Consider the following 10819-nt stretch of genomic DNA (forward strand, 5'->3'; position numbering starts at 1 on the left):
ATAAGCCGGGCGGCACAATATCCCCGATCCGCACTGCGCTGGCCCATCAGGTCAGGGCCCTATGGGGAGGAAGCGAGCCTGGGCGCCACTGATAGCGTCGGCCAGATCCTGCGGTCACCCTCGGCGAAGGCAAGCTCTAGCTTGACCAAGCTGGGGAGCCGGTCGTGGGCCAGCCATGCATCACGCCAGGCCGGATCCTCCCCGTCGCGCACCGCGCCGTAATATCCTATCCTGATGTTCCTCACCCCCCGGAGCAGGGCGCGGCTCCGCTCGGCTGCGTCGGGCGGCACGACCAGCCCGTCCGGACGGTAAAGCGCCCAATCCAGGGCCAGGCGCCCGTTGTCCGCCCCGGTATCCAGATAGATCCGAAAGAAGCCAATTCCGCCGACACCCAGTTCGGGCGGGAGGATGCTGAGGAACTGAAATCCCCTTGCCTCGCCCAGCAGGACCGCTCCGCTTGCCCGCGCGGACCGGTCTTCGGGAAGGAGCATCCGGCTCATCTGCCGACGCAGGAAGGTCTGTACCGCCTCGATCTCTCCAGCGTCCGCCGATCGGCCGGATCCAGTTTCCCAGGCCCGGGCTCCAAACCGGAGTCCCCCGAACGTGACCACCGCCACCAATCCCATCAGGGCGAGGGTCACCAGCATCTCGACCAGAGTGAAGCCGGCGGCTCCGCGATTTCGGCTGGTGACTGGCCGGACATTCCTCATCGGGCGGGTCCCAGCTTCACCGTCTGAAGCGTGATCGCCTGTGCCCGGCCCCAGGTCACCGTCACGCTGACTTGATATGGCTCGACAGCGAGAGTCCCGGCTTCGCCCGGATACGCGTCGGGGTACGGCTCGATACCAGCTTTCCAGCGAAAGCCGTCTGCGAATGCTCCCCCCGTCTCTCCCGGAACCAGGGGGATCGTGATGCCGACCTCATCCATCTTGCTGCGGGCATGCAGGACAGCGGCACCCGTGCCTTCCGCTGCCGAGATGCCCCGCAGGCTGGTCGAGAATGCCTGCAGGGCGGCCAGCAGCGCCATGCTCAGGATGATGAAGGCAACCAGGGTCTCGATCAGGGTGAAGCCCGGTGCGGCCCCCCGCGGCGCTCCCCGCCGGCCGGAAGCTCCCAGAAAGCGCGCGCTACTCGACAATCCGAACATGGCCGGTCAGCCAGTCGACGGTGACGGTATGGCTCGAACGGCCGGAAGACAGGCTTATCCGACCTCCGGTCGAGCTGCCGTCGGGAAAGAAGCGGATGCTTCCGGCGCGGTCGCCCTCGGTTTCCTGGGTGGCTGTCCGCATGGAGAAATCGAAGGTGCCGAGCTGCCGATTGTTCGGCCGGTATGAGAGAGTGTAAGTCCCGGATCCGACGTCCAGGGTCAGCGTCGTTTCGTCGTTGGACCGGATGGCCTGCCCGCGCGCATCGCGCAGCGCCGCGGCCAACTCGCCTGCGGCGGCGCGCTGCCGCAGGGACGGTGCCAGCCTTCCGAGATCGGGCAGGGCCAGGGCCGCGACGAGAGCCATGATGGCGAGGACGACGAGCATCTCGAGCAGGGTGAAGCCGTTCGCGATCGGGCCATGCGACGCCTCAGAACGCGACATTGTACGACCCCAGGATCGCGGAAAAAACGGAGGCGATGATCCCGGCGACCACGATGCCGAGAAGGACCGTGATGACAGGCACCAGAAGTCCCAGGACACGCTGGATCGAGCGCTTCACCTCCTCGTCGTAGATCTCGGCGATGCGGCCCAGCATTTCTTCCAGCTGGCCGCTCTCCTCTCCGATCCGGACCAGGTGGATCACCATCGGCGGGAACACGCCGGCGCGCGACAGCGGCTCCGCCAAACCCTCGCCTTTCTTGAGGTGACGCTCGACCCCGGCGAGCTTCCCGGCAACGGCGCCGTTGCCGATCGTCTCGATCGTCATGGCGAGCGCTGCCAGCAGGCTGACGCCGTTGACCAGCAGCGTTCCCAAAGTCCTGCTGAACCGGACCGCCTCGATCCTCGCGATCAGACCGCCGACCAGGGGAAGACGCAGCGCCAGCGCGTCGCGGCTCCGACGGAATGCCGGGCTGCGCATCGCCCAGCTGAGCGCCAGGACCGCCGAGCAGCAACCCAGTCCCAGGGCCAGCCACCAGGTCCTGAGGAAGTCGGACAGCCACAGGATAATCCGGGTGGAAAGCGGCAGTGCCGCGCCCGCCGCGTCGAACAGGGTGCGGAACTCGGGTATTATCAGGGTGAGGATGAGGATCACGGAAACAAATGCCGTGACGAGGACGAAGATCGGGTACTGGAGGGCTTGGCGGACCGTCTCCTCGAGCGCTTGGCGGCGCGCCAGCATCTCCGCGACCTGTGCCAGGACGGTCTTGAGGCTGCCGCCCGCCTCGCCGGCCCGAACCATGCCGACATAGACGCGCGGAAAGACGTCGCCCTGCGCCTGGAGGGCGTCCGCGAACGAAGCCCCGCCGCGAACCCTGTCGAGCACCCGGACGGTGAGGTCCCGGAATGCCGGCCTGTCGGTCAGTTCGCTGACCAGCGCCAGCGCCCGGTCGAGCGGGACCTCGGCGCGCAGCAGTGTCGCCAGTTCGCGGGTAAAGGGCAGCAGATCCTTGGTACCCTTCCGTTGCCCCCGAAGACCTGGCCTGGACCGGCGCGCGGAACCTTCCTCGGCGCGGATCGCCAAGCTTCCCTGGCGGCGCAAATGCTCGATGACGGCGCTCCGCGACGGCGCGTCGATATCGCCCTCGACGACCTTGCCCTCCGCCGTGACGGCCTTGAAGCGGAAGTTCGGCACCTTTACCCCTCCCGCGTGACGCGCAGGATTTCCTGGTACGAGGTAAGGCCTGCCAGCGCCTTCCTCATGCCGTCATCGAACAGCGTGCTCATGCCCTCCTCGACCGCGGCGCGGTGGAGGACGCGGCTCTCGGACCGCCGGAGCACGAGCTGACGTATGTGGTCCGACATGATCAGGGTCTCGAGGATTGTCGTCCGCCCCCTGTAGCCGGTACCGCCGCACTCCGGGCAGCCTGCGGGACGGTAGAGGGTGATCTCCTCATCCCCGGTGAAGCGCGCCAGACCAAGCTGGCCGGTCAGTTCGGGCAAGGCGCGGAAGGGCTGCCTGCAGCGCCGGCACAGGGTCCGGATCAGCCGCTGGGCGGAAACGCCGTTCAGGGTCGAGGTGACGAGATAATCGTCCAGACCCATGTCCACCAGCCGGGTGACGCTGGCGGCGGCGCTGTTGGTGTGCAGCGTCGACAGCACGAGGTGACCGGTCAGGGCTGCCTGGGCCGCGATCTGGGCCGTCGCCAGGTCGCGGATCTCGCCGACCAGGATGATGTTCGGGTCCTGGCGCAGGATGTGACGGAGTACATTGGCGAAATCCAGCCCGATCGCCGGCTTGACCTGGATCTGGTTGACGCCGTCGAGCTGGTACTCGACCGGGTCCTCGACGGTGATGATCTTGATCTCGGGCGTGTTCAGCCGGACCAGGGACGCGTAGAGCGTGGTCGTCTTCCCGCTGCCGGTCGGGCCGGTCACGAGGAAGATCCCGTCGGGCTGCTCGAGTCCGCGCAGATAGGTTTCCAGGTTGCGGTCGGCGATACCGAGGGCCGCGAAGTCGAGGGCGATCCGCTCCCGGTCGAGGGCACGGATCGCAATGGTCTCGCCGTAAAGCGTCGGCAGCGTCGACACACGGAGATCGATCGCCGAACCGTGCGCCGCGAACTTGATGCGTCCGTCCTGGGGCAACCGGCGCTCTGCGATGTTCAGCTTGGCCATGATCTTGATGCGCGACGTGATCGCCGCCCTGAGGCGGAACGGCGGAGAGTCGCCTTCGCGCAGCACGCCGTCGATGCGGTAGCGCAGTCGCAGTCTCGTCTCGAAGGGTTCCAGATGGATGTCCGTGGCACCGATCTCGATCGCCCGTGTGATGATCCGGTTGACCAGGCGGATCACGGGAGCCTCGCTCGCCAAGTCCTTCAGGTGCTCGACATCGAGCGCAAGGGTATCATCCTCGGTATCCGAGCAGTCTTCGTCGTTCGCCGCTGCGCCGGGCCGCGCATACAGCCGGTCGATCGCCCGCTCGAGTTCACTGGGTACCGCGACGCGCGGATCCACCGCGCACCGGGCGACGGTCCGCACCGCGTCGATGGCGAAGGCGTCGTGGGGATCGGCCATCGCCAGGATCAGGGTTTCACCGGCGAAAGCCAGCGGCAGGACGGCGGAATCGCGCAGAAAGCGCTGGCTGAGCTGATCCTCCAGGAGCGGCGCCTCGGGATAGTCCTGTTCGGCCACAAGCGGCAGGCCGCTGGTTTCGGCAATGGCCGAGGCCAGATCGCGTTCGGAGATCAGGCCCAACTTGACCAGGATGTGTCGGATCGGCTCGCCGCTGCTGGCACGGAGCCGAGAGACGCGCTCCAGGGATGCCCTGTCCAGCCGCCCGGTGCCAACCAGCATGTCAACCACCCGGTCATCGAGGATGGATTGTTCCTGCGCCGCCAGAGACATGACGTCCCCTGTCGTTCTTGTTCTTCGTTTCCCCGGTCGGGCGCGCATCGACCGCAAGCGAAACGCAGCGCTCCCGTTTTCCGAACAGGGTAGAAGGAACCCCCGCGCATTGCTACGCGCTGCACGGAATACCTCCAACGTCGGGAGGCATCCGGCGGAACTCGCACCCTCGGTGTCAGCCGATCTGCAGGGGTCCGTGCAGCCAGACGATCCAGAACCCGAGCGCGAGATAGGGGCCGAAGGCGATCGGAGCATCCCCGGTGCCGCAGCACCGGCTGCAGGAGGAAACAAAACTGACGGAAAGCGCCGTGATCGCGGCGATCAGGACCACGCTGGGCAGGCCAGCCCACCCGACCCAGGCGCCGGCGGCGGCCAGCAGCTTCGCGTCGCCGAGGCCGATCCCCTCGCGCCCCCGCAGCATCCGGTAAAGCCGGCGGATGGCGGACACGCTGGCGTATCCGGCGACGACCCCGATCCCTTGCGCCGTGACCGCGCCGGTCGTCAGCCACGACACCACCAGCCCGGCCGGAACCAGCGGCAGGATCAGAGGGTCCGGCAGCCAGTAATGCCTCAGGTCGATCATGGCCGCCGCGATCAGAACCCATCCAAGCGCGCAGCCGGCCCAGGAGAGCGGTTCCGGAAGGACGGCGCAGGACCAGAAAGCGGCTCCAAGGGAGGCGGCGGCTGCGCTGGCGAAGGATCGATCCGGGGGATCGTCCGGACTCCGATCATCGGTCGGCAGCTGCCCGAGCGCCACGGAAATCAGGCCGCCGGCCGTCAGGGAAAGGGCAGTGATGGTGAGATACATGCCTGCCGAAAAGGTCATGCCGTTTGCTTGTTCATGCGGTTCCTCACCCGTTCCGTGTCGGCACGATGGGACGGCCTGTGGTCCACCCCAGGACGCGGTAGGGCAGTTCCGGATCCCGGGAGCAGTATATCCGGGCGACACGGACATACCGGCCGCCGCCTGGCGTGGCGGCCTGGGCCCGTATGACGAAGACCTCCCGCTCCGAGGGTGCAATCCGTTCCCTGGTCGCGGAGCCCGGTCCCCGCAAGTCGCGCCCATATCCCGTGTCGCCATTTCTCGAGACATTTTCCGAAGGTGCCTCGCGGGCCGGGCGGGGGTCAGCCGTGAGGACGCGATCGAGTTCGGCACGCATGAAGCCCGTGACAGCGTAAACGACCTCGTCCGACGCCACATCCGGATCAAGCCGCGAGAGACGACTGTCCGCGGTGACATATGGCAGTATGCGCTGATACACCGCAGGCGTTATTCCGTCGACTTGCTGGAGTTCCTCCACGACGTCGAAGAACCTGTTTCCAGACGCCTCCGGATCGCGCATACCGGGGGCGGCCTGGGCCCAAGCTGTCGACGACCCGGGGCCAGGACGCCGGAACGACGTGATAGCTCTTGCCAGAAGGACTCCCTCCGCGGGCGTCATTCCAGTCGCGGTCATCAATCGGGCGAGTTCTTCCGCGGTGGCATGGTTGAGGTTCAGCAGACCGGCTTCATCCTGAACCGACAGGACGACCGTGCCGCCGCCGACGGGAATATCGAACGGCGTGCCGTCCTCAGGCAGGATCCTGATCCCCTGCGGATCGAGCAGCGCCAGGATGGCGAGGTGAACGCCGGCGTCGGCGGTGGCTTCGGCCTGCGCCGAGATCAGGTGATTGCGCGCCAAGGCGACACTGGTTCTGGAGTTTGTCGTCGCATTGGCGGCGATCAAGGCCAGCAGCATTATGGTCCATAAAACGCTCAGGAGCGCCACGCCGCGCTGGGACTCGGGTCGCGACGTTCGGCGGTTCATGCGCCAACCTGGAGTCTTGGGCGACATGCTCTTGACCGGGCTGCGGGCTCTGCACGAAGTAAACCCCTATTTCGGTGAAATTGGAAGGAACTGCCTCATGCACCGCTCGCGCTGGCGCATTGGTTGGTGCGAGTTCTCCGCGCAATTGTTCAGATAACGACTTTGCCGGTGTTCAATGTGCGGGATGGTCGTCCGCTTGGCCGCCGCGTAACTTTCCGGGGCATCGTCAAGTTGATGGGCGAAAGCTGAGGGTTGGGCGAGCTTGACGGCGCACAGGGTTGGTGGTGTTAGGCGGCTTGTTTGATGCCGCAGGCGTCGTGCCACGCCTCGAAGGTGCGGGTTCGCTCGGCACGGTAGTCTCGGTCGCTGGCAGGAGGTGGCGGGGCAGGAGGAAGAGGTTGTTACTCTGGTTGTGGGCGAACAAGAAGCGTTGGGCATGTCGGGCCGACTTGAACCGCTTCATCTGCCGTTCGCGTCGCCTTGTTGGCTGGTGCGAGTTTTCCGCCCGGTTGTTGAAGCCCTTGTGCTGGCGGTGCTCGACGCCCGGCATGATCTCCTTCTTGGCCGCGCCGTAGGAGCCCAGCTTATCCGTGATCATGACCCGAGAAGCCCAGCATTGCCGCTTCAGCAGCTTGTGCAGCAGCCGCTTGGCCGCCTTCTTGTCGCGCCGGTTCTGAACCAGAACATCGAGCAACGACTTCGTCCATATGCCACTTGTCTCCGGGCTGGGGCAGCCGCCGCCGGAGGATGTTGGCGAACTCCTGATCGAACTTGAGCCGGAGAGGCCGTTGCGGTTCTGACGGCGGTACCCATATCCGAGGCGATGAACAAGCTCCGCGGCTGCCTCCACTCGTCCGATGGCGTCCGCTGCGTGATGCTGGCGACCGGGAACCCTGGAGGGCCGGGGCACAACGCGGTGAAGGAGCGGTGGATCGACCCGGCACCGGGGGGCTTCTCCCCGATCCGTGATCCCGAGAGCGGCGAGACGCGGGTCTACATCCCCAGTCGCCTCGAGGACAATTTGGCGATGATGCGGAACGACCCCGGCTATGAACGCCGGCTAATGGCTACGGGGAACAGCCAGCTCGTGAAGGCGTGGCGGTACGGGGATTGGAACGTCACCTTCGGCGGCGCCTTCGATGACCTGTGGCGACCGGATCGGCATATCCTGAAGCCATTCCGTTTCCCGCCCGGCTTCACCTTCCACCGATCGTTCGACTGGGGTTCTGCCGCTCCCAGCGCCCTTCAGTTCTGGGCCATTTCGGACGGCACGCCCATCCCGGAGATGGGTGGGTTCGTCTTTCCCCGCGGCTCCCTGATCCTGTTCGGGGAATGGTACACCGTGGCGAAGAACGCCAACGGCACCGTCAAACCCAACGTTGGCCTTCGGTTGACCAATCAGGCACTCGGCAAGGGGATTGCTGGACGGTCTGCGGGTCGGACCTGGGCGGGCTGTGTAGCCGACCCGTCCATCTTCGCCGAGCCGGGGCGGGAGAGCATCCATTCCGACATGACCAAGGGCGCGCGCGAGATCGGGCAGACGCTCGACTTCAAGCCTGCCAACAACGACCGCATCACCGGCTGGCAGCGCATGCGCGACGTGCTGGAGAACGCGGCCGAGGACATCCCGGAGAAGCCGGGGCTGTGGGCCTTCGAGAACTGCATCAACTTCCTGCGCACCGTGCCGACCCTCCAGCGGGATGAATCCAAGCCGGACGACATTGACACCGATCAGGAAGACCACTGCGGCGATGCCGCCAGATACGCCGTAATGAGCAGGGAGCCACCGCGCATGAGGTTAGGTAGAACACGCCTGTAGTTTAACTAAGCCTGAAGCAATAAGTTTCCAGAACGGCAAAGCTCACTTTTTGGCGGCATACTGGGCCTCGAGACTGCGCAGGTAGGCCTGGGGATCGCGCCTGAAGCGGCTGCCTCTGGTCCGCTGCAGACGGCGAGCCCTGATGTCGGCCCGCAGGGCGAGCCAGCGGGTTCGATCAACCCCGGCCAGATCGGCGGCCTCGAGTGGCGCGAGGCGGGAGACCACCCAGGCGACCAGACGGGCGGGACCGCTGACCACGGTGGCCGAGGAGGCGGCGCGCCGACCGGTCGTGCGCCGCTGACAGTAGCGGTAGGAGCCGAACAGCCCTTCCAGCGTAACCGGCCGGTCCAGGCCGCCTTACAAGGACTTTGCTATCGAGATAGCTTACGTCGTTAACGACGTCGTTATGGACGTCAACAGCGAGGTGAGATATGCGGGTGGAGGTGCTGAGCAGGGGAGAGCGCCGGCGTCGCTGGTCATTGGACGAGAAGATGCGGATTGTTGCCGAGGCTGCCGCTCCCGGGTCCAGCGTCTCGGAGGTGGCCCGCCGGCATGACATCTCCCGGCAGAACATCTATCAGTGGCGCTGCGAGTTGAAGCACAAGGCTGTCCATCCAACGGGTAAGGCCTTATTCCTCCCGGTCGAAGTGACGGAGGACGAGCCGAGCCCGGGCGCTGGATGCGGCGGGGATGTGCCAGGCCACCCTGTCGAGATCGGGCTGCGCAGTGGCCGCACCCTCCGCTTTGCCGCCGACATTCCGGATCGCGTTCTGATGCGGCTGATCCGGGTCGCGGAGGCGGCATGATCGGCCCGGGCACCGGCGTTCGGGTTTATCTCGCCTGCGGGGTCACGGACCTGCGCAAGGGGATCGCCGGGCTGGCGGCGGTCGCGCAGGAGCATCTCCGGCAGGCCCCCGGCTCGGGTGCCGTCTTCGCCTTCCGGGGGCGTCGGGGCGACAGGATCAAGCTGCTCCACTGGGACGGCCAGGGGTTTTGCTTGTATTACAAGGTTCTCGAGCAGGGCCGCTTCCCCTGGCCAGCACCTTCGGACGGATCGGTACGGCTGACGGCGGCACAACTCGCAATGCTGTGGGAGGGAATTGATTGGAGACGTCCCGCCTGGACTTCCCGGCCGACGCGGGTCGGGTGACATTCTCTGGTCATGACTGAGGGATTACTGTTACCCGCCATGAAGTTCTGCTAAACTTGATCCATGCAGCCGCAGCCCGATGTTCTGCCCGACGACCCAGCCGCCCTGAAGGCGATCATCCTCGCCCAGCGTGAGGAGATGGCCCGCGCCAGGGCGTCGGCGCTGGCCTTCGAGGCCCTGGTCCAGGCGCTTCGGATCCAGATCGCCAGGCTGCGGCGGCAGCGGTTCGGACCGAGTTCGGAGCGGATCGACCGTGAGCTCGAGCAACTCCAGCTGACGCTCGAGGACGTCGAGGTGGCGATTGCCGCCAACGATGCTTCGGGCGAACATTCCGATGCCGATGACGCCGGGGAGGAGCCGGCATTACCGAGAGGCGAACCCCGCCGACGGGGTAAACCGCGCCTTCGCGACGACGCGCCGCGCGAGCGGATCGTGCTCGATCCCGGCGACCACTGCCCCGACTGCGGAGGCCCGCTTCGTCTGCTCGGCGAGGACTTGTCCGAGGTTCTCGAGTTCGTCGCGGCCAAGCTCAAGGTGATCGAGACCAGGAGGCCGAAGAAGTCCTGCCGGGTGTGCGAGAGGATCGTCCAGGAGCCGGCACCGCCCCGGCCGATCCGGCGGGGAATGGCGGGTCCCGCCCTGCTGGCCCATGTCCTGGTCTCGAAGTTCGACGATCACCTTCCCCTGTACCGCCAGGGCGAGATCTTCGCCCGGATGGGGGCCGACATTCCCCGGTCCACCCTGATCGACTGGTGCGGCCAGGCGGTCGCGACCCTGCGGCCCCTGACCGACCTGATCCGCGCCGAGGTCATGCGGTCGGACCGGCTGCATGCCGATGATACGCCGATCCGCGTCCTTGATCCGGGACGCCGCGCCGTCGAGGGCAAACCCCGCGGGGTCAAGGAAGGGCGGATCTGGGTCTATCTCCGCGACGACCGGCCCTGGGGCGGGAGCGATCCGCCCGCCGTGACCTACTTCTTCTCGCCCGACCGCAAGGGCGAGCACCCGCAGGCCCATCTCGCGGGCTTCGAGGGCGTGTTGCAAGCCGATGCCTACGGCGGCTTCAGGAAGCTCTACGAGCCGGGCGCCGAGGGCCATCGGCGCATCCGCGAGGCGGCATGCTGGGCTCATCTGCGCCGCGCCTTCCACGACGTCTGGAAGTCCACCGGCTCCCCGATCGCCTTCGAGGCGCTGGAGCGGATCGGCGTCCTGTACGACATCGAGCGCGAGATCACCGGACAGTCGGCTGAGGAGCGCCGCCGCATTCGGCAGGAGCGAAGCCGGGGTCTCGTCACAGCCTTCCAGGCCTGGTGCGAGGACCGGCTCCGGCGCATTCCCGGCAAGGGCGACCTGCCGACAGCGATGCGCTACTTCCTCAAGCGCGTCGAGGCCTTCTCCCTGTTCCTCGAGGACGGGCGCGTCGCCATGGACAACAACCCGGCCGAGCGGGCGATCCGGCCGATCTCGGTGGGCAGGAACTATGTGCAGCCGTCGATTATGTGCAGTTCGCCGGAGTTCCGGGGCCTGAGCCGGAGACACCACGGCGTTC

The 10819-nt window shown here is 66.5% G+C and carries 10 protein-coding genes and 3 pseudogenes; 4 read left to right on the forward strand and 9 right to left on the reverse strand.

What is annotated here, in order from left to right; all coding sequences use genetic code 11:
• Positions 1-59 precede the first annotated feature (59 nt).
• From JL101_RS29730 to JL101_RS29770, 9 genes and pseudogenes are all read right to left on the reverse strand, one after another.
• A complete protein-coding gene (locus JL101_RS29730) occupies positions 60-710 on the reverse strand; it encodes a prepilin-type N-terminal cleavage/methylation domain-containing protein (protein WP_203104184.1) in 651 nt (216 codons plus the stop codon).
• Positions 707-1147 (reverse strand): type IV pilus modification PilV family protein, encoded by a 441-nt coding sequence (locus JL101_RS29735; RefSeq protein ID WP_203104181.1) that lies wholly within the window; start codon positions 1145-1147, stop codon positions 707-709. Before JL101_RS29735 ends, JL101_RS29730 begins: the two co-directional genes overlap by 4 nt.
• On the reverse strand, positions 1128-1589 hold the full coding sequence (locus tag JL101_RS29740; protein WP_203104179.1) for a GspH/FimT family pseudopilin: 462 nt from the start codon (positions 1587-1589) through the stop codon (positions 1128-1130). Before JL101_RS29740 ends, JL101_RS29735 begins: the two co-directional genes overlap by 20 nt.
• Positions 1576-2781, reverse strand: coding sequence for a type II secretion system F family protein (locus JL101_RS29745; protein ID WP_203104177.1), 1206 nt, complete (start codon positions 2779-2781; stop codon positions 1576-1578). Before JL101_RS29745 ends, JL101_RS29740 begins: the two co-directional genes overlap by 14 nt.
• 2 nt (positions 2782-2783) lie before the next feature.
• Complete coding sequence (locus JL101_RS29750) at positions 2784-4442, reverse strand: GspE/PulE family protein (protein WP_202685574.1); 1659 nt, start codon at positions 4440-4442, stop codon at positions 2784-2786.
• A 226-nt stretch (positions 4443-4668) separates the two neighbouring features.
• The gene (locus JL101_RS29755) at positions 4669-5319 is read right to left on the reverse strand and encodes a prepilin peptidase (RefSeq protein WP_203104175.1); all 651 of its coding nucleotides are present in this window, start codon (positions 5317-5319) and stop codon (positions 4669-4671) included.
• 25 nt (positions 5320-5344) lie between these two features.
• Positions 5345-6328: a type II secretion system minor pseudopilin gene (locus tag JL101_RS29760; RefSeq protein WP_203104173.1), complete on the reverse strand. Its 984-nt coding sequence runs from the start codon at positions 6326-6328 to the stop codon at positions 5345-5347.
• A gap of 60 nt (positions 6329-6388) precedes the next feature.
• Positions 6389-6526, reverse strand: a pseudogene (locus tag JL101_RS29765) (IS6 family transposase); the annotation flags it as partial.
• 62 nt (positions 6527-6588) lie between these two features.
• Positions 6589-7074: pseudogene (locus tag JL101_RS29770) on the reverse strand (IS6 family transposase); the annotation flags it as partial.
• Between the two features lie 50 nt (positions 7075-7124).
• Between JL101_RS29770 and JL101_RS29775 the strand changes: the two are divergent.
• The 4 genes and pseudogenes from JL101_RS29775 to tnpC form a co-directional block, all read left to right on the forward strand.
• The gene (locus tag JL101_RS29775; protein ID WP_203104206.1) at positions 7125-8120 is read left to right on the forward strand and encodes a hypothetical protein; all 996 of its coding nucleotides are present in this window, start codon (positions 7125-7127) and stop codon (positions 8118-8120) included.
• Positions 8121-8551: 431 nt separating this feature from the next.
• Positions 8552-8926, forward strand: coding sequence for an IS66-like element accessory protein TnpA (tnpA, locus tag JL101_RS29780; protein WP_228435581.1), 375 nt, complete (start codon positions 8552-8554; stop codon positions 8924-8926).
• Complete coding sequence (tnpB, locus tag JL101_RS29785) at positions 8923-9270, forward strand: IS66 family insertion sequence element accessory protein TnpB (protein ID WP_203104169.1); 348 nt, start codon at positions 8923-8925, stop codon at positions 9268-9270. The genes tnpA and tnpB overlap by 4 nt, the downstream gene beginning before the upstream one ends.
• A gap of 63 nt (positions 9271-9333) precedes the next feature.
• Positions 9334-10755 (forward strand): annotated as a pseudogene (gene tnpC, locus JL101_RS29790) (IS66 family transposase); the annotation flags it as partial.
• Between the last annotated feature and the right edge of the window lie 64 nt (positions 10756-10819).

This window comes from Skermanella rosea (genome assembly GCF_016806835.2).
Classification (GTDB): Bacteria; Pseudomonadota; Alphaproteobacteria; order Azospirillales; family Azospirillaceae; genus Skermanella; species Skermanella rosea.

What these genes read in the sequence shown, in the direction of transcription:
- JL101_RS29730 (WP_203104184.1), bottom strand. Translation starts at nt 710, where the DNA reads ATGAGGAATGTCCGGCCAGTCACCAGCCGAAATCGCGGAGCCGCCGGC.
- JL101_RS29735 (WP_203104181.1), bottom strand. Translation starts at nt 1,147, where the DNA reads ATGTTCGGATTGTCGAGTAGCGCGCGCTTTCTGGGAGCTTCCGGCCGG.
- JL101_RS29740 (WP_203104179.1), bottom strand. Translation starts at nt 1,589, where the DNA reads ATGTCGCGTTCTGAGGCGTCGCATGGCCCGATCGCGAACGGCTTCACC.
- JL101_RS29750 (WP_202685574.1), bottom strand. Translation starts at nt 4,442, where the DNA reads ATGCTGGTTGGCACCGGGCGGCTGGACAGGGCATCCCTGGAGCGCGTC.
- JL101_RS29755 (WP_203104175.1), bottom strand. Translation starts at nt 5,319, where the DNA reads ATGACCTTTTCGGCAGGCATGTATCTCACCATCACTGCCCTTTCCCTG.
- JL101_RS29760 (WP_203104173.1), bottom strand. Translation starts at nt 6,328, where the DNA reads ATGTCGCCCAAGACTCCAGGTTGGCGCATGAACCGCCGAACGTCGCGA.
- JL101_RS29775 (WP_203104206.1), top strand. Translation starts at nt 7,125, where the DNA reads ATGAACAAGCTCCGCGGCTGCCTCCACTCGTCCGATGGCGTCCGCTGC.
- tnpA (WP_228435581.1), top strand. Translation starts at nt 8,552, where the DNA reads ATGCGGGTGGAGGTGCTGAGCAGGGGAGAGCGCCGGCGTCGCTGGTCA.
- tnpB (WP_203104169.1), top strand. Translation starts at nt 8,923, where the DNA reads ATGATCGGCCCGGGCACCGGCGTTCGGGTTTATCTCGCCTGCGGGGTC.